24 protein-coding genes are annotated in these 20,450 nt (G+C 59.6%); 17 read left to right on the top strand and 7 right to left on the bottom strand.

Features of this window, described 5'->3' with window-relative positions; genetic code table 11:
- Window positions 1-55: 55 nt before the first annotated feature.
- Entirely contained in the window at window positions 56-1,345 is a 1,290-nt protein-coding gene (locus ACNFBR_RS09025) for an OprD family porin (protein WP_416734597.1), read from the bottom strand.
- Between the two features lie 360 nt (window positions 1,346-1,705).
- Between ACNFBR_RS09025 and ACNFBR_RS09030 the strand changes: the two genes are divergently transcribed.
- The 3 genes from ACNFBR_RS09030 to ACNFBR_RS09040 all read left to right on the top strand — a co-directional run bounded on the left by ACNFBR_RS09030 (window position 1,706) and on the right by ACNFBR_RS09040 (window position 3,158).
- A complete protein-coding gene (locus tag ACNFBR_RS09030; protein WP_416734923.1) occupies window positions 1,706-2,065 on the top strand; it encodes a histone-like nucleoid-structuring protein, MvaT/MvaU family in 360 nt (119 codons plus the stop codon).
- A gap of 225 nt (window positions 2,066-2,290) precedes the next feature.
- Window positions 2,291-2,818 (top strand): lactoylglutathione lyase, encoded by a 528-nt coding sequence (gene gloA / locus ACNFBR_RS09035; protein ID WP_012271788.1) that lies wholly within the window; start codon window positions 2,291-2,293, stop codon window positions 2,816-2,818.
- A gap of 97 nt (window positions 2,819-2,915) precedes the next feature.
- A complete protein-coding gene (locus ACNFBR_RS09040; RefSeq protein ID WP_416734598.1) occupies window positions 2,916-3,158 on the top strand; it encodes a hypothetical protein in 243 nt (80 codons plus the stop codon).
- A gap of 126 nt (window positions 3,159-3,284) precedes the next feature.
- Here ACNFBR_RS09040 and ACNFBR_RS09045 read toward each other — a convergent pair whose 3' ends face one another.
- On the bottom strand, window positions 3,285-4,106 hold the full coding sequence (locus tag ACNFBR_RS09045; protein ID WP_416734599.1) for a shikimate 5-dehydrogenase: 822 nt from the start codon (window positions 4,104-4,106) through the stop codon (window positions 3,285-3,287).
- A gap of 162 nt (window positions 4,107-4,268) precedes the next feature.
- On the opposite strand from ACNFBR_RS09045, the gene ACNFBR_RS09050 reads away from it, so the two are divergent.
- Window positions 4,269-4,622 carry a hypothetical protein gene (locus tag ACNFBR_RS09050; RefSeq protein WP_416734600.1) on the top strand — a complete coding sequence of 118 codons (354 nt, stop codon included), beginning with the start codon at window positions 4,269-4,271 and terminating at the stop codon, window positions 4,620-4,622.
- A 94-nt stretch (window positions 4,623-4,716) separates the two neighbouring features.
- Window positions 4,717-4,899 (top strand): hypothetical protein, encoded by a 183-nt coding sequence (locus ACNFBR_RS09055; RefSeq protein WP_012271784.1) that lies wholly within the window; start codon window positions 4,717-4,719, stop codon window positions 4,897-4,899.
- Between the two features lie 79 nt (window positions 4,900-4,978).
- On the opposite strand, the gene ACNFBR_RS09060 is transcribed toward ACNFBR_RS09055, so the two are convergent.
- Window positions 4,979-5,293, bottom strand: a complete 315-nt coding sequence (locus ACNFBR_RS09060; RefSeq protein ID WP_416734601.1) for a chemotaxis protein — start codon at window positions 5,291-5,293, stop codon at window positions 4,979-4,981.
- Between the two features lie 164 nt (window positions 5,294-5,457).
- On the opposite strand from ACNFBR_RS09060, the gene ACNFBR_RS09065 reads away from it, so the two are divergent.
- Window positions 5,458-6,282: a S24 family peptidase gene (locus tag ACNFBR_RS09065; RefSeq protein ID WP_416734602.1), complete on the top strand. Its 825-nt coding sequence runs from the start codon at window positions 5,458-5,460 to the stop codon at window positions 6,280-6,282.
- A gap of 38 nt (window positions 6,283-6,320) precedes the next feature.
- Here ACNFBR_RS09065 and ACNFBR_RS09070 read toward each other — a convergent pair whose 3' ends face one another.
- Entirely contained in the window at window positions 6,321-6,644 is a 324-nt protein-coding gene (locus ACNFBR_RS09070; RefSeq protein WP_416734603.1) for a DUF1654 domain-containing protein, read from the bottom strand.
- Window positions 6,645-6,894: 250 nt separating this feature from the next.
- Here ACNFBR_RS09070 and ACNFBR_RS09075 point away from each other — a divergent pair, with 250 nt between their 5' ends.
- Both ACNFBR_RS09075 and ACNFBR_RS09080 read left to right on the top strand, forming a co-directional pair.
- The gene (locus ACNFBR_RS09075) at window positions 6,895-7,569 is read left to right on the top strand and encodes a polysaccharide lyase family 7 protein (RefSeq protein WP_416734604.1); all 675 of its coding nucleotides are present in this window, start codon (window positions 6,895-6,897) and stop codon (window positions 7,567-7,569) included.
- A 179-nt stretch (window positions 7,570-7,748) separates the two neighbouring features.
- Window positions 7,749-7,985: an Arm DNA-binding domain-containing protein gene (locus ACNFBR_RS09080; protein WP_416734605.1), complete on the top strand. Its 237-nt coding sequence runs from the start codon at window positions 7,749-7,751 to the stop codon at window positions 7,983-7,985.
- Window positions 7,986-8,377: 392 nt separating this feature from the next.
- On the opposite strand, the gene ACNFBR_RS09085 is transcribed toward ACNFBR_RS09080, so the two are convergent.
- Together ACNFBR_RS09085 and cynR are read right to left on the bottom strand one after the other, a co-directional pair.
- On the bottom strand, window positions 8,378-10,420 hold the full coding sequence (locus ACNFBR_RS09085; RefSeq protein ID WP_416734606.1) for a hypothetical protein: 2,043 nt from the start codon (window positions 10,418-10,420) through the stop codon (window positions 8,378-8,380).
- A 136-nt stretch (window positions 10,421-10,556) separates the two neighbouring features.
- A complete protein-coding gene (gene cynR, locus ACNFBR_RS09090; protein WP_416734607.1) occupies window positions 10,557-11,468 on the bottom strand; it encodes a transcriptional regulator CynR in 912 nt (303 codons plus the stop codon).
- 112 nt (window positions 11,469-11,580) lie between these two features.
- On the opposite strand from cynR, the gene ACNFBR_RS09095 reads away from it, so the two are divergent.
- The 4 genes from ACNFBR_RS09095 (at window position 11,581) to pbpG (ending at window position 15,649) form a co-directional block, all read left to right on the top strand.
- Window positions 11,581-12,240: a carbonic anhydrase gene (locus tag ACNFBR_RS09095; RefSeq protein ID WP_416734608.1), complete on the top strand. Its 660-nt coding sequence runs from the start codon at window positions 11,581-11,583 to the stop codon at window positions 12,238-12,240.
- Window positions 12,241-12,266: 26 nt separating this feature from the next.
- A complete protein-coding gene (gene cynS / locus ACNFBR_RS09100; RefSeq protein WP_416734609.1) occupies window positions 12,267-12,737 on the top strand; it encodes a cyanase in 471 nt (156 codons plus the stop codon).
- Between the two features lie 168 nt (window positions 12,738-12,905).
- On the top strand, window positions 12,906-14,129 hold the full coding sequence (locus ACNFBR_RS09105; protein WP_416734610.1) for an amidohydrolase family protein: 1,224 nt from the start codon (window positions 12,906-12,908) through the stop codon (window positions 14,127-14,129).
- A 593-nt stretch (window positions 14,130-14,722) separates the two neighbouring features.
- Entirely contained in the window at window positions 14,723-15,649 is a 927-nt protein-coding gene (gene pbpG / locus ACNFBR_RS09110) for a D-alanyl-D-alanine endopeptidase (protein WP_416734611.1), read from the top strand.
- Between the two features lie 54 nt (window positions 15,650-15,703).
- On the opposite strand, the gene ACNFBR_RS09115 is transcribed toward pbpG, so the two are convergent.
- The gene (locus tag ACNFBR_RS09115; RefSeq protein WP_012271772.1) at window positions 15,704-16,150 is read right to left on the bottom strand and encodes a hypothetical protein; all 447 of its coding nucleotides are present in this window, start codon (window positions 16,148-16,150) and stop codon (window positions 15,704-15,706) included.
- A 174-nt stretch (window positions 16,151-16,324) separates the two neighbouring features.
- On the opposite strand from ACNFBR_RS09115, the gene ACNFBR_RS09120 reads away from it, so the two are divergent.
- The 5 genes from ACNFBR_RS09120 (at window position 16,325) to ACNFBR_RS09140 (ending at window position 20,448) form a co-directional block, all read left to right on the top strand.
- Window positions 16,325-17,659, top strand: a complete 1,335-nt coding sequence (locus ACNFBR_RS09120; RefSeq protein WP_416734612.1) for a lysine N(6)-hydroxylase/L-ornithine N(5)-oxygenase family protein — start codon at window positions 16,325-16,327, stop codon at window positions 17,657-17,659.
- 176 nt (window positions 17,660-17,835) lie between these two features.
- Window positions 17,836-19,029, top strand: a complete 1,194-nt coding sequence (locus ACNFBR_RS09125; RefSeq protein WP_416734613.1) for a PepSY-associated TM helix domain-containing protein — start codon at window positions 17,836-17,838, stop codon at window positions 19,027-19,029.
- A complete protein-coding gene (locus ACNFBR_RS09130) occupies window positions 19,026-19,565 on the top strand; it encodes a thiamine pyrophosphate-binding protein (protein WP_416734614.1) in 540 nt (179 codons plus the stop codon). The genes ACNFBR_RS09125 and ACNFBR_RS09130 overlap by 4 nt, the downstream gene beginning before the upstream one ends.
- Window positions 19,562-19,882 carry a hypothetical protein gene (locus ACNFBR_RS09135; RefSeq protein ID WP_416734615.1) on the top strand — a complete coding sequence of 107 codons (321 nt, stop codon included), beginning with the start codon at window positions 19,562-19,564 and terminating at the stop codon, window positions 19,880-19,882. The genes ACNFBR_RS09130 and ACNFBR_RS09135 overlap by 4 nt, the downstream gene beginning before the upstream one ends.
- Window positions 19,879-20,448, top strand: coding sequence for a DUF6162 family protein (locus ACNFBR_RS09140; RefSeq protein WP_416734616.1), 570 nt, complete (start codon window positions 19,879-19,881; stop codon window positions 20,446-20,448). Before ACNFBR_RS09135 ends, ACNFBR_RS09140 begins: the two co-directional genes overlap by 4 nt.
- Window positions 20,449-20,450: the final 2 nt, after the last annotated feature.

Consider the following 20,450-nt stretch of genomic DNA (forward strand, 5'->3'; position numbering starts at 1 on the left):
TGCGGGAACCAGCAGTCATTGTCAGGCGGCTACCAGTATTTGGCAAAGCGACCGCTCAGAAGATCGAGAAGTTGTAACTGACAATGACCCGTGTTTCATCCATGTCACGCGCCCATTTTTCATAATTGCTGCGGTAAGTGGAATTACGCAGGCGCACGCTGACGTCCTTGAAAGTGCCACTTTGCACTTGGTACTTGAACTCCGTGTCGCGTTCCCATTCCTTGCCTTCAGCTTGGCTGCCCGGCACGTCGATAGAGTCGCCATTGATGTAACGGGTGAAGAAGGTCAAGCCGGGCACACCCAATGCCTTGAAATCATAGTCGTAGCGTACTTGCCAGGAGCGCTCCTGGGCCGCGGCGAAGTCGTTGACCTGGGCGTAGTTGACCAAGTAGGGGTTGCTGCCATCCAGATAGGGCATGGCACTGTCGCCATACATGCGCTGCCAGCCGACGCTGACCTTGTGGCCACCCAGGCTGTAGCCAAGCATACCGCTGAAGGCGCGGTGGTCGATGGCGCCGGCGCGGGCATTGCCGATGTCATCGCTCTTGATCAGGCGCAGGTCGGCGGACAGGCTGCCCACCGCCAACGGCTGGCTGGCCACCAGGCCGAGGAAGTGCTGGCGGTAGATGTTTTCCAGCTTGGCGACCTGGTACTGGGCACTGACCCGCTCATTGAAACGGTAATCGACACCGGCCAGGTCGAAGTGGTCGGCTTCGATATCGCAGGCATAGCGCTTGTTCTTGCAGTGCACGCGAATGTCCTGGCGGTCGGTGGAGTCCCGCGCGGTATATTTGTCCAGACGCGCCAGGGTGAACTTCAAGTCGCGCAGCTCTTCGGAGGTCAACATGGCGCCATGGAACATGGTCGGCAGCAGGCGGCCATCGTTGTATTTGAGCAACGGCACATCCGGCATCATCGAACCGTACTTGAGCACGGTATTGGAAACCTTGACCTTGGCCGCCAGGCCCATCTTCGCGTACTGATCGGCCGAGTGCCGCGGGTCATGGCCGGAGGACGGCAGCAAACCACTGTTACTGTCGGCCGGGCTGGAGTCCAGTTTGAAGCCGAACATGCCCAGTGCATCCACACCAAAGCCTACCGGCCCTTGCGTATAACCCGACTGCACATTGAGGATGAAGCCTTGTGCCCATTCTTCGCGCTTGGACGCGCCCTGGCTGGAACTGCTGTGCCCGTCGCGGAAATCTCGGTTGAAGTAGACATTGCGTGCTTCGACCTTGGCACTGCTGTCTTCAAGAAAACCGGCGGCCTGGGCATTGACGCCGGCACACAACAGGAACAGGCCGGCAACACGGCGCCCAGGGGCGTGAGGGAAAGGGGCAAACATCCGAAAAAACATCCAAATTGAAGACAAGTTAACAACCTGTGGCACACACTGGCCACGGTACTGCGGCGGGGCCGAACAATAGCCGGCCATCATCTGAAATGATCGCGCAACCGCTCTGTCACGGGCCATTGGACCATGGTCTAAGCGACTGGGCAGGCAACCGCAGAAAAACCGCGAATTACCGCACGCAAAACTAGGAAAGTTCCCGCCTTACTTATAAAAAGTTAGCGGTTTACCCCGTACTCATGAATGACTACACTCGATATCAGCGAACAGCGAAACCCACCTGCGTGGCCGGCGTTTTACTCTTCTTCAATGTTCGTCACGCCCTGCCACGACCGACGTACAGGAGTGATTACAGTGTCCAGACTTGCAGAGTTTCGTGCTGCCGAAAAAGCGCTCCAGGAACAGATGGCGCAACTGGAAGCGTTGAAAAAGGATGCCGGCCTCAAACGCGAAATCGAATTCGAGCAGAAACTAGTCGGCCTGATGAAAAGCTATGACAAGAGCCTGCGCGATATCATCGCCATTCTCGACCCGAAGGCGGTGGCCCGCGTCTCCAGCGCAGCGCCCAAGCAACAACGCCGTCCGCGCGTGGTGAAGGTTTACCAGAATCCGCACACCGGCGAGCGGATCGAGACCAAAGGCGGCAACCACCGCGGCCTCAAGGCTTGGAAAGAACAGTATGGGGCTAGCACGGTGGAGAGCTGGGTGCGCTGATGAAACATCCACACCGGCTTCACACTTTTTTCACAAGAGCTGGCTCAGTATCGAGACAGCTAAAGGACTAGCGACCCCATCACGCGCCCGCACATGCGGGCCTCTAATTCCAGCGCCCTGCCTTGTGCAGGGCGCTTTCATTTGCGCATTCGGCGCACTGCCGTATCATGGCCAGCCTGTCTGTTTTGCCGGCGCCCTGCGCCCGGCCCCGTCTCAGGAGTTCCCATGAGCCTGCACGATCTGCAAACCCTGCCTGGCGTCACCGCGCAGCCTGACGCTGCCACCGCCCAGTTCGTCTTCAACCACACCATGCTGCGCGTCAAGGACATCGAGAAGTCGCTGGACTTCTACACCCGTGTGCTGGGCTTCCGCCTGGTGGACAAGCGTGACTTCCCTGAAGCTGCTTTCAGCCTGTACTTCCTGGCCCTGGTCGACCCGGCGCAAATCCCCGCCGATGACACCGCACGCCACCAGTGGATGAAGTCGATCCCTGGCGTGCTTGAGCTGACTCACAACCACGGCACCGAAAACGATGCCGAGTTCGCCTACCACAACGGCAACACCGACCCGCGTGGTTTCGGCCACATCTGCATTTCGGTTCCTGACGTGCGCGCCGCTTGCGCACGCTTCGAAGCACTGGACGTACCGTTCCAGAAACGCCTGCAGGACGGGCGCATGAACCACCTGGCCTTCGTCAAGGACCCGGACGGTTACTGGGTCGAAGTGATCCAGCCGACCGAGCTCAAAGGCTAAGCGTTCGTCGTGGCTCGCTCGTCGGGCCGGGAACTCCCGGCCCCTCGCTGTGGTATATGAAGGTAACTGCTTCACATGCCACAGCGAGGTAAGGACGATGCAATCTCTTCACTGTGAATACCGCGAGCACACCATCACCGCCAGCGTGATGCCCCACCCCGACTCTCCCCTGCCCTATGCCGCCGGCTGCCTGATCACCACACCCGACGGGCACACCAGCAAGCGCATGTCGATGCCGATGCAGTTTTTCTCCGACCTTGAGAATGCGCAGCATGTGTCGCTGGCCCATGGCCGGTCGCTGGTCGACCATCAGCTGGATGACGGGCACAAGCTGTTCTGACCCTGTCATATTCTGTACCGGCCTTTTCGCGGCTAAAACCGCTGCCACAGGTACTTCACTGCATCTGAAAACCGTGCGGTACCTGTGGGAGCGGCTTTAGCCGCGCAAGGGCCAGTACAGCAATAATCAGATGTCCTGGGCGTACGCCACCGCAGCGTCCACCTGCGCCCGCGTCGGCCTTACCCCGGTGTACAGCACAAACTGCTCCAGCGCCTGCAACGCAATAACCTCCAGCCCAGTAATCACCGGCTTGCCCAACGCCTGGGCCCGACGGATCAACGGCGTCTGCGCCGGCATCGCCACCACATCGAACACCCGCTCCGCCGCCGCAATGGCCTGCTCGGAAAATGCCAGCGCCTCGGCCTCCGGCCCGCCTGCCATGCCGATCGGCGTCACGTTCACCAGCATCGGCGGGCAGATGTCACCCAGATCAGGCACCCAGCGATAACCACAGACATCCGCCAGCTGCCGCCCGGCCTGTTCATTGCGCGCCACGATGATGCCTTCGGCAAACCCGGCATCGCGCAGGGCGCTGGCCACGGCCTTGGCCATACCACCGCTGCCGCGCAGGGCAAAGGCGGTGCACGGGTCGACCTGGTGCTGCGCCAGCAACTGGCGCACGGCCAGGTAATCCGTGTTGTAAGCCTTCAACTGGCCATTGCTATTGACCAAGGTATTGACCGATTCGATGGCTGCAGCAGAAGGGTCGACTTCATCGACCAGGGCAATGCAAGCCTCCTTGTAGGGCATCGACACCCCACAGCCACGGATACCCAAGGCACGGATGCCCGCCACCGCCGCTGGCAGGTCATCGGTGCGCATGGCCTTGTAGTAGAAGTCCAGGCCCAACTGTTGGTACAGGTGGTTGTGAAAGCGCACGCCAAAGGTGCCAGGGCGACCAGCCAAGGAAATGCACAGAACGGTATCTCTGCTGGGAGTTGTCGACATAACCTGCTCCTTAGTCATAACTGAAACGTTTGTTCAGCGTAACAGAGGCAACCGCTGGTCGTTCCTTACACAACCTTTACCGTTTCCCTGTGCTCAGCTGACGGAGACTGGAGTCATAGTAGTAAGGCCCCAAGCGTGGGGTTTTCCTGCGAGGTTGTTTTTATGAACCGTCTCATTCCCGGAATCGCCCTTCTGGTCGGTGCCCTGGCCATCAGCGGGCCTGCCTCAGCCCACGGCGGTTATGGCGGCCATGGTGGCGGTGGTTGGTATGGGCCAGGCCCACTGCTGGGTGCCGCCATGGTCGGCGCTGTGGTCGGGGCGACGGTCTATGGCGGGCGTGACCGCACCGTGTATGTCGAACGCCAGCCAGTCTATTACGCGCCGGCGCCGGTGTACGTGCAACCGCCACCACAGCCGGTGTACTACCAGCCGTACTACGCGCCGGCGCCGCCACCCCCCGGCTACCGGACCTATTACGGCCCTCCACCGGTGTACTACGGCCCGCCGCGCTGGTAATGGTTGATAGAACTAATGAGCACTATCGAGGAAGTTGATTTCAAAGCGTTCCGGCTGCTGCGTATGGTAGAGCCATGTTTCACAGGAGGTCCTCATGGCCACTATCCAGATCATGTCCGTTGTTGGTAGCGCCGTCCCCGTTTCACTGCGTGAGCAGGGCTTGTTGGCGTGCTGGTACCTGGTGCGCAACGGCGAAGCCGTAAGCGGCCCGATGCCGACCCTGGCCTCGGCCCAGGCCTTGGTTGAACAGTTGCAACCAGGCACCTTGGTCGCCTGACCCGAATTTGTTGTGCGTTGCTCCCTACGCCCTTGTCGCCCGCCAATTTGGCGGGCTTTTTTTTGCCTGGCCGGTCCTCTCAGGATGGATCGCCACGGCTCTGCTGACGGGTCAGGGCCATGACCCTGCCTTGCAGCCGCCCCACGGTCAACACCAGCTCGTTTCGCTCCTTGGCGAGCTGATCAGCTGCGGCCTGAGCCTCCCTTCGTGCGTTCCGTTCGATGTCCAGCAACTCTGTCAGACGCCTGATGACTGCGATATCCGCGCGGTCCAAGGCGCGCTCGAGGGCATCCTTGGACAGCCACTTGCGCAGCCACAGAAACGCACCTAGCAACACAGTGCCCGTACCGCTCAGCCAAGTGACTGTGCCCGGGCCGAGGTCGGTCGGATCCATGTGAACCTCATTACAGATGATGATGTGATCAGCCCTGGAGAAAAATGTCTCGGTGGCTTTCCTTGTTCGCATATTTAATTTAGCCTAGAGCTAATGCAGCCACAAGAGTCAATTTAGCCATGCGCACATTTAGCAGCAAGCTAAACACTGGCATGCTTCGCTCCATGGACATCTACCAAATTCGCAAGCACAACCTGATCAAGCTGATCGGCAGCCAGAGGAAAGGATCCTGCGCAGAGCGCTGGGGGATGGCGCCTGCACACCTGAGCCAGATTCTTTCCGACAAGACCGCGAAAAACCTGGGCGATGACGTGGCCCGTCGCATCGAAAGCATCGAAGGCTTGCCACGGGGCTGGTTCGATGCGATGTCGCCAGGCGAACACGCGCAAGTTGCCGTCGATGCGGGTGACAGCAAGCTGTCTGCAGCCGACCTGGTCAAGCAGATGCTGGCCAGAAGCGGCAAAGGCATCTCCGAAGAAACTCGGCAAAGGTTACTGGCCGCTGCGCAAGAGCCTGCGGATGCCACGCTGCTGAAGGCCGAGCTGGTTCGCCCCGGCCTGGTCGGTGATGAAGTGTGGATTGCCCACTACGACGTGCGGGCAGCCATGGGTGGCGGCCAGATCCCCCACGACTACCCGGAAATGTTCAAGGACGTTCGCGTCAGCCCTAGCCACCTGCGCGAGCTGGGCGTGGAGTTCACTGAACACCATCACCTGAAGATGGTAACGGGCTGGGGCCAGTCGATGGAGCCGACCATCAAGCACCGCGACCCACTGATCGTCGACGTCAGCATCCGCGAGTTCGTCGGCGACGGCATCTATTTCTTCTCCTGGGGTGACCACATCTACATCAAGCGGCTACAGATCGCTGACGAGGAGCATTTCGAGATGATCTCCGACAACTCGCGGCACAAAGACCGCATGATTCGCCAGGAAGAGACTTACATACAGGCCAGGGTGCTGCTGGTGTGGAATGCCCACCTTGTGTAAAGCGAAGCCCGCCCTCCACGGCGGGCTTTTTCTGACACTCAGAAAGGTGCCGCCTGCTCGACCTGCTCCTGGCTATCCTGCTCGACGATAAAATCATCACGCGCTTCCACGCAGCTTCGCTCCCAGCGCACCATCACGCTCTCGTCATCGTTGAAGGTCAGGTCCAGCTCGGGCGTTTCCGAAAGCAGGCCCATCACCTCCTCCCATTCCACATCACCGTCGGTATCCAGGCGGTGCACCACAACCCAGCGCTGCGTCTGCGCGAGTGGGTGGTTGATCATTGCCGACACCCGCAGGCTAAGCCGCTCTATTCCGGTTATTTCCTGGCGCTGCTGGGGTTCTGACGTCATGTGCTTAGCCATATTCTCATCCTGATAGCTGTATGCTTGTACAGTACTCAGGGAAGCTTATCTCACCGCCAAATCCAGCGTAAAGCCCCCATCACGGAAAAATTTCGCCATCAGGTAATTTCTCTTAAAGCGAAATTTATTTAGCCAAAAGCTATTGACTGAACTTTAGCTTGAGGCTAACTTTCGTTCCGGCAGCCGCTTGCAGGGCTGCTAGCGCTAGACCATGTCGTCATTCCCCCAACTGTTCGTCTGGAGTATTCCCATGGCCGTAGATATCAGCAACCTCACCATTGCCACCCCAGTAGCCGTATCCTCAACCAACCCGGTTGCCCTCGAAGTGAACGGTGCCGAAGCGATTGCCCGCTTCCCGAGCATCGTGAAAGTGCTCAGCGATGGTTCGATCCAGTTTTCAGCCCCCACCAAAGGGGCTTCGAGCAAAAGCACACACAGGACCCGCTGCGAGTGGACAGAGACTGAAGACTGGTCGCTTTCCAGCGCCCAGGATCACTGGAACCGTCAGACAATGGCGCTGACCAAGGTCAATTCGGCGCAGAAGGTGGTCATCGCCCAGATGCACGTGCGCGGGGATGACAGCCCGCCGGTGAAGGTGTTCTGGAACAAGGGCAACATCACCCTGGGCTTTCGCCGCACCTACAACCAGACCGACCCGGTGAACTCGACGGTGCTGAAGGGGGTGCCGTTAGGGGTAAAGTTCAACATCAGCATCCACACCACGGCTGACGGCGTGGTCAACGTAACAGCCAAATGCAACGGGGTATCCGCCACGTCGGGCGATTTGCAGCTCGACAGTACCTGGGCCTCACGCCGGTTCGAGTTCCACGGCGGCATCTACAACCAGGTCGACTACACCGATGCAACGCCCGCCGATGACGGCTCGATCTGCATCATCAGCGAGCTCTCGCTGATCCATCGCTGAGCGCCGTGCGGTAGGAGGACACCCCGATGCACCGCCCCCACCACGCGGGTTGCATCGGGGCCCAAGCTCACAGCGGATACAAGTGACACGCCACGCCAGTGATTAGTCCCGATGAGTCATATTGTTGCCTTCCCGCTCTCAGACTAATAATTAGCTATCTGCCTGGGGAGGCGCGAAACATGCAACCAAGATTCGTTATTGTTCCTGCCGTGCCAGTGGAAGGCGAGTCCTTCCGCATCGGCAACAGGTTCTACGCCGCGACCACTTCGGGCGGCTTCGATATCTACGACAACCAGGAAAAACAACGGCTCAAACGCGGCTTTATAAACAAGTCACAAGCGGCGGCGGCGTGCGACCTGATGAACAGCGAATCACGCAATCCGCTGGAACAATTCCCGATACTGCGTACAGATTGATACGCCAGCAGCCTGGAGCCTGGCCGCGCCGGGTGGCCATTCAGCTAGGGGCTCGCAAACAGCTCAAGCGTCTCTGCGGGTTCAGTACTTCATTGTTTGCCGTTCGGCATAGAAGTGCCAAAAGTGGGGAGCGGATCATGGGGAGCAGATTCAATGCAGCTCTTGATACCTCGCCGCCAACATCACCTTGCAATATCGAGGGCGTGTTTAGCGATGGCAATAACTCGATTTCTTATCATTGGGATCAGAACGGGTGCCGCCGTAGTAGCTGCCACGAATCGTCCGCCTACGATCCAAAGGAGGGCGTTAGGCAAATTCTCCCATGCGTTTTCTATGACGTCGCTAAGCCAAGAGAGGGGTTGATATCCTCTATCAGCGTCTGAAGATTTTGCCTAAGTACTTTGCGAGGGTGATGAGATACTCGCCGGTGTCACCCCCAAGACTCTGGACAGGTCCACTTCGAAGTAATCGTAGGTTATCGGTTCAAGCGCGCCGACGATGTCGCTGTAGATAACCTGACGTTCGCCCAATGCAGTGACGTAGCGTTGGAGCTGGGGGGGGCTCATCAAATACGCTTCCAGCAGGGCTTGCGCTTCGATGATGTCGCTGTAGAGACAGTACGCGTCCGCAGATTCCACCCCGTTTGCTTTGGTGACAACAATGTTCTGCCGTAGAACGCCTCTCAGGAAAGTCGCCAGAATCATGATGTCGACAATGGGCGTGCCGGCGTAGGGAATGCCACAGTGGGACTGCCCGTTGAGCAAAATGAGCGGTTGGATTTTGAAGTCTTCGGGAAGATGGAAATTACGTCTCGCGCACGCTTCACGAAACTGTTTTTTGTATTTCTGGATGTAGCCTATCTTGCGTTGTAGTTGACGCTGAGCATCAATGACCTTCTCCCGATGTTTGAATACTTCATCGGGGTCGACCGGTTGCAGAAAGCATTTTGCTTCGCCAATGACAACGGCATTGCCGATACGCAGCACGATGTCGATGTCTTCGTATGGAGGCTCTCCCTCAACCTCCCCAGGTAAATTGAATTTCAACGCATGGGGCATCAGAGCAACGTCACGCTTTATCGGGGAGACGCCGATGGTGGAACTCAACACGTCGCGCAGATAGTTTTCGAATGACAGGCCACGGGCATCAAATTTTGCACCGAGTTGGCGGATCCAGATGTCTACGTTGCGCTGGGTTGTGCCCAGTGAGGGGGTATAGAGCACCAGCAGTTCGCTGTCGTTCAAGGCGATTAGGGGCTGGGCCCACAGTTCATTTTCCTCATGCCGCTGTGCTGCTGAGGGTGAATAGGTGAAGAATTCCAGCAGTTTGTGGCTGATGTCGACGGTGACGCACAGTGAGTCACTGATGGCTTCTATTAGCGCCCCTCGTGGGATTCTGGGCGTGGTGAGTTCGGCCAACGCTTGCGTGGGGGTTTGCTGGTTGTTCGATACGTGAGAACCCTTCTTCAGAAGTGCCACCAAGCTTTGCAGCACGGTCCAGCACTTGATCACGTCGATTATCGTGCCTCCTGCGAGCCGAGGGCTTTTAAAACGGGAAAGTTCTACGTAGTACGGCTGCAAGGCTTCTTGCATGAGAACGTAGCTTTCGCGGGACCATTCACCGATTGTTTCATCCGCTGACAGCACGAATGTGTAGTTTCCGTCGACGGTAGTCACTGCAACGATGGGCCTCGGTATGGCGAGCTCGCCGTGGCTGCTTGAGCGGCGTGCTTGCTCAAACATCAAGTGATGATGCAGGTTACTGGCATGATGAACGGCACTGCGACGACTTAAGGTTATCCACTTCCAATGTGCGTCGGCGGGCCGTGCTGGCGATAACTTGACACCTTCAGCAGACTCGGTGAGGACGTAGTTATTCCACAGGCATTCTTCCCATAAGTCTTCGATAATTTTGTAGAACGTTCCGATGGCGTAATCCACCGTGATATCGCTTTGTGACGCTGCTCTCGTTTGCGTTCCTTTGGCGGGCGACGACTTCTGGCTGAGAATCATTCGAAGCGGAAGTTGTAGCCCGTCGATATCCGATTGTGCAACCTGATCCAGCGAATGGGCTACGCCATCACTGTCATGCACGCTGGGCAGGATATGGCTTGCACTTTGGTGCGCAGGACTCTGCGACCTGGACTCGCGAACGATGTTGGCAATCGATAACTGGTAGCCGATGGCGTTCAAGTTAGCATGGCTGACAAACGCTAAAAGCTTGTCGTCTCGGCTGACTGTCTTGTCCGCCGCGAAGCTCAACTCGCCCCTGATGGTTGAGAAGGCCCGGGAAAACCAGACACCGGCTTCGTATAAATTTTTGGACGCTTGATCAATTCCGTCGAGTTCAAAAGCCGCTTTCCATTCAGCCAGATTGAAACTTCTCTGATTTGGACGGGCGACTTGGTTATCCCTGACACGCTCTGCAAAGGTCATCGAAACGCCTTAATCCTTGATCCAATTGCATTGATTTTAACACCTAGGGTCCTTCGACGTGATCTGTCGCTTGCGTCCTAGTTGACCAGCATACTGGGTATTCCTTGACCGGCAGAAGTCAGCCAATCACACCCTTCTACATCATCTGAGTGGAGCAGCCTGGCGCTTCAAGGTGCTTGGCCACTTTCATCGCCAGTTCGACAAAGGCCCTCGCTGCAGCCGTTTGGTAAGCCCCTTTTCGTTGCATCAGAACAGCAGTGCGTTGCAAGCGCTGCTGGTCCAGCTCGATAGCGACCAACTGCTCATGAGCCAGGGCGATAGTGGCCGGCAACAAGGTCGAGAGCGTGGTCCTGCTGACCACTTCGATAAGCGCACTGATGGTATTGGCTTCCACGTGTACGTGAGGGCGAATGTTGTGCTGGCGGCAGTAGCTGTCGATCTGCCCACGCGTGGCGAATTCGGCGCTCAAGAGTATCAATGATTCTGAGTTCAACGCCTCCAGGCCAATACTTCCCGTCGAGGCCAGAGGATGATGCTTGCTGACCACCAGCGCGAGGGTTTCGACCAGCAGCGCTTGGGCCTCCAGGTCCAGATGATGGCCGTTGTCGAACGCAATGCCCACATCAACCTCGTCGGCCAACAACAGTTCTTCCATCGCCTCTTGAGCGATTTCTCGCACCACCAGCGTGATGTTCGGGTACCGGCTATAGAACGCTTCAACCAACGGGCCAACCAGGTAGCTGGTGAATGTCGGTGTTACTCCCACCCGAAGTGATCCGCGGCTCAGATCGCCGAGGTCATCAATGGCTCGTTTTGCCTCCTGCAGTTCCTGCGCGGCTCGCCTGGCATAGCGCAGGTACACCTCGCCGGCATCCGTCAATCGCGTGGTCCGGCCGGAGCGATCGAACAACGGTGTGCCCAGGCTCTCTTCCAGCTGTCGGACCTGCTGCGACAAAGCCGGTTGAGACACATGCAAGGCCGCTGCGGCACGCGTGAAACTGAGGTGGTTAGCCACTGCGATGAAGTACTGAATGTGCCGGGCAAGCATGGTTGCATCCATAAGATTATCTGATCGACATTATCATAAATCAGACTTTTACCTTATTGAAAGCGCTGCGTAACCTTTGCTTCAACACATCGCGCCACTCAAGGAGTCAGCCATGAAAGACATCATCGACGGGTTTCTGAAGTTCCAGAAAGACGCCTATCCCGAGCGGGTCAAACTGTTCAAGGACCTGGCCAGCCAGCAGAGCCCACGCGCCCTCTTCATCTCATGCTCCGACAGCCGCCTTGTGCCGGAGCTGGTCACTCAGCGCGAACCCGGAGACCTGTTCGTAATCCGCAATGCGGGCAACATCGTGCCGTCCTACGGCCCCGAGCCTGGAGGCGTATCAGCTTCGGTCGAATACGCCGTGGCGGCCTTGCAGGTTTCCGACATCGTCATCTGCGGCCACTCCGATTGCGGTGCCATGACGGCCATCGCCACCTGTAAATGCCTGGACCACATGCCCGCAGTGGCTGGCTGGCTGCGCTACGCCGATTCCGCCCGCGTGGTAAACGAATCCCGCAACCATTTCGGCCCGCAGGCCAAGGTCGATGCCATGGTGCGCGAAAACGTGATCGCCCAGCTTGCCAACATCCAGACCCACCCCTCGGTGCGCCTGGCCCTGGAAGAAGGCCGCGTGACATTACATGGCTGGATCTACGACATCGAAAGCGGGCTGATCGATGCCTTCGATGGCAATACCGGCACATTCGTATCCCTCGCCGACAACCCCGAAGTGCACGCCGTTTTCCATCACCCCAAGCGCGTTGCCTGAACATCTTTCAACCACGGAGAAACACCATGATCCAATCGCAAATCAGCCAGAGCACCCGCCTTGCCCTGAGCGAAGTCATCCTTTTGGCCAAAGCCCGCAAAGACCTGTCGTTCGCCCAGATCACCGAAGGCACCGGCTTGTCCGAAGCGTTCGTCACCGCAGCATTGTTGGGCCAGCATCCGTTGCCGGCGAGCGCCGCCCACGTGGTGGGTGACAAGCTTGGCCTCGACGCGGACGGCATCGCACTGCTGCAGACCGTACCACTGCGCGGCAGCATCCAGAATGGTATCCCGACCGACCCGACCATCTACCGCTTCTACGAGATGTTGCAGGTGTACGGCACCACCTTGAAAGCGCTGGTCCATGAAAAATTCGGCGACGGCATCATCAGTGCCATCAATTTCAAGCTGGACATCAAGAAGGTCGAAGACCCCGAGGGCGGATCGCGCGCGGTGATCACCCTCGATGGCAAATACCTGCCCACCAAACCGTTCTGATTTGACTGCAACACATGGGCTCTGCCGCCATTTTGCGGCAGAGCCACAACCTAGCACCTCGATATCGCGCGCGTCATTTCCCCAAGTACCGCGTGAAGGGCAATGGTTGCGCCAACAACTGAGCCCGAACTTCGCTGCGCCGCAGCCCCAACGTAAGGACTGAAGTTGATGGACCTTATCTTTCGAAATGTACGCATAGACGACGCCCAGCCACTGGTAGATGTGGCCGTGCAAGCCGGCAAAATCGCCGAGATCGCGCCACACATCGCCGGCACGGCAGCGCGCGAAATTCAAGGCGACGGCAATGTACTTGTTGCCGGGTTTGTCGAAGGCCACCTGCACCTGGAAAAAGCCAACGTCATGCAGCGCAAGGTCAATCGTTCCGGCACCTTGAAGGAAGCGATCGCCGTCACCGCCGAACTGAAGCCCACACTGACCCGTGAAGATATCCGCGAACGATCGATCCAAGTGCTGCGCGCACTGGTTCAGGCGGGTACCACCCATGTGCGTGCCCATGCCGAGTTCGACCCAGCCCAAGGCTTCACCGGGCTCGAAGTGGTGCTGGAGCTGCGCGAGGAGTTTCGCGAGGTGATCGACATCCAGGTCGTGGCCTTTCCGCAAGAAGGCATTCTCAAGTTCCCTGGCATGCAGGCCATGATGGCCCAGGCAATGCAGATGGGGGCTGATGTGGTGGGCGGCATTCCCTACAACGACGTGTCGCCGCTGGCGCACATTGATTTCGTCTTTGACTTGGCCAAGCGCTACGGCAAAGACATCGACTTGCACCAGGACTTCGCCGATGACGCCGAGCACATGACCATCGAGTACGTGGCACGTCGAACAATTGCCGAAGGCTACCAAGGGCGGGTCTGCGTTGGGCATCTGACCAGCCTGGCCGCCGTCTCACCAGCGCGACAGGCACAGGTCATTGCGTTACTACGTGAGGCCGACATCAGCGTGATGTGCCTGCCCGCCACCGACCTGCATCTGGGCGCTCGGGGTGACAGTCACAATGTAAGACGCACCCTGACACCAGTGCGTGCGCTGCGCGACGGCGGTGTCACGGTTTGCCTGGCCACCAACAACATCCGCAACGCATTCACACCGTATGGCACTGGCGACCTGCTACATATTGCGCAACTGGCCATTCCCGCATGCCACTTGGGCGGCGCGGATGATCAGGCCACCGTGCTGTCGATGCTCACGACGAACCCTGCCAAAGCCTTGGGGTTGAAACGCCACGGTTTGGCGGTGGGTAATGATGCCGACTTGGTGATGGTCGATTGCCGAGCTGTGGCCGATGTCATTCTCGACCTGCCGACACGGCTGATGGTGCTCAAGCGCGGCAAAGTGGTGGCAACGGCTGAACATCGTAGGTCAGTCGCATTTTGAAGGGTTCGTAATCCAGGAGGCTCATTTATTTGCCTGTAGAAGTGCACAGGCTGCGCCTCAGGAAGATGGCTTTGGATCGAGGGCGGCGTGATAGCGAACCGTAGCACTATAGCGCCGCTACTTAGATCCGCGCCGCCAGTGCCTCAACGCTTGTCGTGCAACTCAGCCGGCCAAGCGCTGAAAAACAGGTATATACCTGGACCACCTACCCAAGCCCAGTTGCTGCTTGGCCACACTATCGTCGCAGCGATCCAGGCGACGATCAGCGCTATCCCGGTGCGCCGACGGCGCCTTGGAGTGAGCCACTCTTGCAAAGCCTTATGCCTCTCCCGCAACCTCATTACCACTCTCCCTGTTTGGTAAGCGGCGAAGCATACCACCACGAAATAATTCCGCTAACGACTGGGCCGAATTGGCGAAGCTGGAAAAGTACGTGATTGGTTCAAAATTGATACAGGATTAAATATCGTTCACGTTGCGCCCTTTAGTCATAAGGCATTCGACAGCAATTCAGCCATACTCCAGAATGCATCGGTTTTAGGGGGAAAACCCTTGCACAGCCAACGACATACCAACTTTTAGTGAGCCTCAACGTGAAAACATCCCTGTCCATCCTCAGCCTGCTGCTGTTGCTCACAGGTACCGCGACCCTTCCGTCGACTGCTGCTGCACAACCCCCGGTCCAGGCTCAACGGGACCCGTCAAAGCTGCACCTGGCTTCAGGCAGCGCACTGCTGATCGACCTGAACAATAACCAGGAACTGTATTCGAGCCACGCCGACCGCGTGGTGCCGATCGCCTCTGTCACCAAGCTGATGACAGCGATGGTGGTGCTGGATGCCAAGTTGCCCATGGATGAGATGCTCACCATGACCATTGCCAACAACCCGGAAATGAAAGGCGTGTATTCCCGCGTGCGCCTGGGCAGCCAGCTCGACCGTCGCGAAACCCTGCTGATCACCCTGATGTCGTCGGAAAACCGCGCGGCCAATAGCCTGGCCAACGCTTATCCCGGCGGCTACCCGGCGTTCATCAAGGCCATGAATGCCAAGGCCCGCAGCCTGGGTATGGCCCACACCCGCTACGTTGAGCCGACCGGCCTGTCGACGCAGAACGTGTCCACCGCCCGCGACCTGGCCAAGCTGCTGATGGCCTCGCGCAAGTACCCGATGCTGAGCGAGCTGTCGACCACCCGCGAAAAGACCGTGGCCTTCCGCAAGCCCAGCTACACCTTGGGCTTCCGTAACACCGACCACCTGGTGAACAAGAGCAACTGGGACATCAAACTGACCAAGACCGGCTTCACCAACGAGGCCGGGCACTGCCTGGTGCTGCTGACCCGCATGGACAACCGCCCGGTGGCCATGGTCATTCTCGATGCCTTCGGCAAGTACACCCACTTCGCCGATGCCAGCCGCATGCGTCAATGGCTGGAAACCGGTGCCGCCAAGCCGGCGCCGGCGGTGGCCATGCAATACAAGGCGGACCGGCAGAACAAAGGCCGCTTGGTGACCGAGTAACCACCACCTGGTACTGCATGCGCGCCTGCAGGGGCGCGCATGCAGACGGGATAATCAAGCCGTGGCGCTGACCATCCCGCCCGCACTGCTGCCACCCTCTTGCTGCAACAGCTCCAGCAGTTGCGCCGTCGCCGCCATGATCTGCCCGTTGATGGTGGCAATGCTCGCCTGTTTGGCGCCCACCGCAGCGGCCTTGGCAGCCTCGTCCATCTTGCTGTTTTGCAGCGCAGCCAGTTGCTTCTGTTCCTCGGCCAGTTGCTTCTGCAAATCCTTGATCAACTGACGCAGCTCGGTCACGGCCTGCGACTCGCCACTGTCTTCAGTGTCGGTGGATTGCGCCTGGCTACCCGCTGAAACTTTCATGCTGTCACTGCTGATACTCAGTGGCCCCAGTGCCTCACCGGCCTGCTTGGCCTGTTCGCGTTCGGTCGCGGCGTTCGCGCTCAGTGTCTGCGCTGAAACGCCATTGATCATCAAGTTGCTTGCCGTGATTCCACTCATGTCGATTCCCTGCCAGAAAGATCGGTCCTTGCCGTAGCCACCCTATCGGCCGGCTCACGCAGTTCTTTAGCCCGCTTAAATTCCCCCCCGCCTGGCTCGTTCCAACTCATGTACTTGCGCAGGAGCCGGAGCCCCGGCGGGCGTCCATATTCGACCATTCAGGGAATCGCAGCCATGAGCCAGCCCTCACAGCAGGAAACCATCAAAGATCTGATCGGCGTGGGCTTCGGCCCTTCCAACCTGGCCTTGGCCATCGCCCTGGAAGAACTCGCCGAGTCCCAGGGCCATGCCCTCGACGCACTGTTCATCGACAAGCAGCAGGACTACCGCTGGCACGGCGAAACCCTGGCCACCCAGAGCGAGCTGCAGATCTCGTTCCTGAAAGACCTGGTGTCGCTACGCAACCCCACCAGCCCCTACAGCTTCGTCAACTACCTGCACCAGAAGCAGCGCCTGGCCGACTTCATCAACCTCGGCACCTTCTACCCCTGCCGCCTGGAGTACAACGACTACCTGCGCTGGGCCGCCGAGCATTTCGCGACCCAGGCGGTGTACGGGCAGGAAGTGCTGCGCATCGAGCCAGAAGTACAGGCTGGACGGGTCGAACACCTGCGCCTGGTCTCGCGCGATGCACAGGGCCGCGAATACAGCCGCCGCACCCGCTCGGTGGTGGTCGGCAGCGGCGGCACGCCGAAAATCCCGGAAAAGTTCGGTGCCTTCAAGGATGACCCACGGGTATTCCACCACTCCCAGTACCTGAGCAGCCTGAACAAGCTGCCGTGCACCGACGGCAAACCGATGCGCATCGCCGTGATCGGCTCGGGCCAGAGCGCCGCCGAAGCGTTCATCGACCTCAACGACAGCTACCCGTCGGTCAAGGTCGACATGGTGCTGCGCGGTTCGGCCCTCAAGCCCGCCGACGACAGCCCGTTCGTCAACGAGATTTTCTCGCCGGACTACACCGACCTGGTCTACAACGAACCGGCCGACCAGCGCAGCAAGTTGTTGGGTGAATACCACAACACCAACTACTCGGTGGTCGACCTGAACCTGATCGAGCGCATCTACGGCATCCTCTACCGGCAAAAGGTCGCCCACCAGTACCGCCACAACGTGCTGTGCCGACGTCAGGTGGAAGCGGTGGTGGCCACCCGCGAAGGCCTGGAACTGACCCTGCGCGACCTCGCCACCGGTCAGCAGCAAACCCACCGCTACGATGCCGTGATCCTCGCCACCGGTTACGAGCGCCGCTCGCACCGTGACCTGCTGGCACCACTGGCCGGCTACCTGGAGGACTTCAACGTCGACCGCAATTACCGCGTACTGGCCAGCCCCGACCTGCAGGCCTCGGTGTACCTGCAGGGCTTCTGCGAAAACAGCCACGGCCTCAGTGACACCCTGCTTTCGGTGTTGCCGGCCCGTGCCGCGGAAATTGGCCGAGCGCTGTACCAGGACCTGGCGCTGCTGCACGGCAAGCCGCAAGCGGCGGTGGCGCTGACCCGCGTCTAAGCCCTCTGCAACAAGCCTTCAAGGCCGGACTGGCGCCTCGCGCGCTGTCCGGCTTTTGTCTTTTGAAACATTTGCTTTCATTTTAAAAGGCAGGTTCTCAATTCTCATTCGTCCTTATCAGTACAGCCCTCTTTGGTTGGGCACACGCTCGACCACCCATAGCAGAAGACCGTCTGATGGCCAAATCACCGAAAAAATCCAAATCCAGGCTGTGGTTCCTGGTCCACAGCTGGCTTGCCTTGCCGATCTGGTTCTTTGTCCTGATCGTCTGCTTCACCGGCATGCTTGCCGTGGTCAGCCAGGAAATCGTCTGGCTGGCCGACCCGGCCGTGCGCGCCAACAAGCCAGATGCGGACATGCAACGCATGAGCTTCCAGCAGGTGCTGGAGAGCTTGCACAAGGCCGAGCCAGATATGATCGTGGATCGGCTCAGCCAACCCGATGGCTCGCATTTCGCGGTAAAGGCCAGTGTCACCCTGCCTGACGGCACCAGCCCGACGCTGTACGTAAACCCCTACACCGGCGCCATCCAGGGCAAGACCCCAGACTTCAACTTCGAAGCGTTCACCCGCGCCCTGCACGGTTGGTGGCTGGTGCCGTTCACCAATGGCTTCAGCTGGGGCTGGTACCTGGTGTCGCTGCTCGGCCTGCCGATGCTGGCCTCGCTGGTCACTGGCCTGGTGGTCTACAAGAAGTTCTGGAAGGGCTTTTTCAAACCCGTGCGCACCGGCCATGGCTCGCGGATTTTCTGGGGTGACTTGCACCGCCTGGCCGGGGTGTGGTCGATCTGGTTCATTGCGGTGATTTCCATCACCGGTACCTGGTTCCTGATCCAGGCGATACTGTTCGACAACCACATCACCATTTCCAGCCGGCCCATCGTGCCGGTGATCGCCCGTGAGGACGTGCCGCAAACGCCAGATGGCAGCCCTGCCCCGCGCATCAACCTGGATGAGGCAGCACGCATTGCCGGCCTGGCGATCCCGGGGCTGGAGATCAACTTCGTCTCGCTGCCCGCCACCGCCTACAGCCACGTCACCCTGTCCGGGCCGGGCTGGTACCCGTTGATGTTCCAGAGTGCGTCAGTGAACCCGTACACGAGCAATGTCGACAGCCAGTTCGTGATCAGCGACCGCTCGGCCCTGGAGTTCGTCACCGAGTCCATGCGCCCGCTGCACACCGGCGACTTCGGCGGCTTGCCGATCAAGCTGGTGTGGTTCTTCTTCGGCCTGATCCTCACCCTGATGGTACTCAGCGGCCTGCTGATCTGGACCAAACGCACCGCCCAGGCCACCGCCGCCGCCCTCAAGCGCAGCGAGCGAGCACCGCGTGCGGCACGCAGCGAAACCACCGTGGAGATCCACCCATGAGCCAGGCCCAAGCCCTGCCCACCAGCCCGCTGAAGCAGCTGTGGCTGAAGTGGCGTTTTCACCTGAACATCCTGCTGATCCTGATTCCGCTGGGCTTCATGCCTAAGTACTTCGCCGACGCCAAGCTGTTTCGCGGCGACGCCGGGCTTGGCGCCAACGTGATCAACGATATCCAGGTCGGCCCCTACCGCCTCGACCTGGCCGAACTGCGTGACGAGGCGCCACGCGCCGACGGCCCGGCCGGCTACTTCAAGTCGTTCAATGCATCGCTGTGCAAGGCCTGCATCAAGGACGTCAAGGCAGCCTACCTACGCATCGGCAAGCCTCGCAGCCTGCGCGCCGCCGGCACCATCTTCTTCGGTGCACCGTACAACATGGGCACCTCGCTGCCGATTCCGCCGCGCACCAAACCCGACGCGCAGATCTGGATCACCCTGGAAGGCTGGGACGGCAGCATGCACCAAGCCTCAGTCCCACTGGCCAAGGCATCGCCAGCCACCGTGGCCTGGCTCGAGAAACAAGGAGGCAAGAAATGAAACACCTGATGCGCACCCTCGCCCTGCCCTTGATGGTACTGGCCGCCGGCCCTGCCCTGGCGCACAACCCGATGTGCGAATGCGAAGAACTGGCCAGCGGCCAGGTCAAGTGCACCGGCGGCTTCTCGGACGGCAGCGGCGCCCCAGGGGTGACCCTGGATGTGATTGGTTATGACGAGCAGGTGCTGGTTGGCGGCAAGCTTGGCGATGATTCGACGCTGACCTTCAAGCGACCGGACGGTGAGTTCTATGTGCTGTTCGACGCCGGCCCCGGGCACGTGGTGGAAGTCGACTACGCCGATATCGCCCAGCCATGAGCCGCGCCCAAGTGATTCGCCCGGCCGGTGCCGGGCACGAAACCCTGTACGTGCTGCTGACCAGCCTGCTCATCGTGGTGCTGGCCGCCAGCGTGGTGCTGCTGCGGGGTGAGCGCGAGGACGAACAGGCCATCGCCAGCCACCAGATCGACGCCCGCCGCGACCTCACCGCCGCCGAGCAAGGCCTGTACACCGACTTGCGGGTGGCCTTCGACGAGATCCAACTGCTGCGCGAAGAAAATGCCGGCGTGCCCAGCGTACAGGCCCTGGCCGAGGAAGGCCTGCCGCCGTTCGTGGTCGATGCCGGCAGCCAGAGCCGTGGCGGCCACCAATGGTCATGGCTGGAGCCCGGCGCCTACCTGGGCCGCAGCCAGGCCCCCGAGGTTGCCGGCAGCCTGCTGCTGATCCTGCCGGCCGACAGCACCGGCCAGGCCGACGTCTGGCTGCGCCGCGACAGCGCCGCCGTGACCCCGGACGACCTTGGCCAGGCCGCCCTGATCGCCGCCGGCTGGCAGCAGGTGGTCAGCCACTACGACGCCGGGGTTACCCGCGAACACCGTCACTGAAC

Source organism: Pseudomonas sp. NY11955, from assembly GCF_048068035.1.
Classification (GTDB): domain Bacteria; phylum Pseudomonadota; class Gammaproteobacteria; order Pseudomonadales; family Pseudomonadaceae; genus Aquipseudomonas.

Coding starts and splice junctions, on each gene's coding strand:
- ACNFBR_RS09025 (WP_416734597.1), bottom strand. CDS start 1,345: ATGTTTGCCCCTTTCCCTCACGCCCCTGGGCGCCGTGTTGCCGGCCTG.
- gloA (WP_012271788.1), top strand. CDS start 2,291: ATGAGCCTGCACGATCTGCAAACCCTGCCTGGCGTCACCGCGCAGCCT.
- ACNFBR_RS09040 (WP_416734598.1), top strand. CDS start 2,916: ATGCAATCTCTTCACTGTGAATACCGCGAGCACACCATCACCGCCAGC.
- ACNFBR_RS09045 (WP_416734599.1), bottom strand. CDS start 4,106: ATGTCGACAACTCCCAGCAGAGATACCGTTCTGTGCATTTCCTTGGCT.
- ACNFBR_RS09050 (WP_416734600.1), top strand. CDS start 4,269: ATGAACCGTCTCATTCCCGGAATCGCCCTTCTGGTCGGTGCCCTGGCC.
- ACNFBR_RS09055 (WP_012271784.1), top strand. CDS start 4,717: ATGGCCACTATCCAGATCATGTCCGTTGTTGGTAGCGCCGTCCCCGTT.
- ACNFBR_RS09060 (WP_416734601.1), bottom strand. CDS start 5,293: ATGGATCCGACCGACCTCGGCCCGGGCACAGTCACTTGGCTGAGCGGT.
- ACNFBR_RS09065 (WP_416734602.1), top strand. CDS start 5,458: ATGGACATCTACCAAATTCGCAAGCACAACCTGATCAAGCTGATCGGC.
- ACNFBR_RS09070 (WP_416734603.1), bottom strand. CDS start 6,644: ATGGCTAAGCACATGACGTCAGAACCCCAGCAGCGCCAGGAAATAACC.
- ACNFBR_RS09075 (WP_416734604.1), top strand. CDS start 6,895: ATGGCCGTAGATATCAGCAACCTCACCATTGCCACCCCAGTAGCCGTA.
- ACNFBR_RS09080 (WP_416734605.1), top strand. CDS start 7,749: ATGCAACCAAGATTCGTTATTGTTCCTGCCGTGCCAGTGGAAGGCGAG.
- ACNFBR_RS09085 (WP_416734606.1), bottom strand. CDS start 10,420: ATGACCTTTGCAGAGCGTGTCAGGGATAACCAAGTCGCCCGTCCAAAT.
- cynR (WP_416734607.1), bottom strand. CDS start 11,468: ATGCTTGCCCGGCACATTCAGTACTTCATCGCAGTGGCTAACCACCTC.
- ACNFBR_RS09095 (WP_416734608.1), top strand. CDS start 11,581: ATGAAAGACATCATCGACGGGTTTCTGAAGTTCCAGAAAGACGCCTAT.
- cynS (WP_416734609.1), top strand. CDS start 12,267: ATGATCCAATCGCAAATCAGCCAGAGCACCCGCCTTGCCCTGAGCGAA.
- ACNFBR_RS09105 (WP_416734610.1), top strand. CDS start 12,906: ATGGACCTTATCTTTCGAAATGTACGCATAGACGACGCCCAGCCACTG.
- ACNFBR_RS09115 (WP_012271772.1), bottom strand. CDS start 16,150: ATGAGTGGAATCACGGCAAGCAACTTGATGATCAATGGCGTTTCAGCG.
- ACNFBR_RS09120 (WP_416734612.1), top strand. CDS start 16,325: ATGAGCCAGCCCTCACAGCAGGAAACCATCAAAGATCTGATCGGCGTG.
- ACNFBR_RS09125 (WP_416734613.1), top strand. CDS start 17,836: ATGGCCAAATCACCGAAAAAATCCAAATCCAGGCTGTGGTTCCTGGTC.
- ACNFBR_RS09130 (WP_416734614.1), top strand. CDS start 19,026: ATGAGCCAGGCCCAAGCCCTGCCCACCAGCCCGCTGAAGCAGCTGTGG.
- ACNFBR_RS09135 (WP_416734615.1), top strand. CDS start 19,562: ATGAAACACCTGATGCGCACCCTCGCCCTGCCCTTGATGGTACTGGCC.
- ACNFBR_RS09140 (WP_416734616.1), top strand. CDS start 19,879: ATGAGCCGCGCCCAAGTGATTCGCCCGGCCGGTGCCGGGCACGAAACC.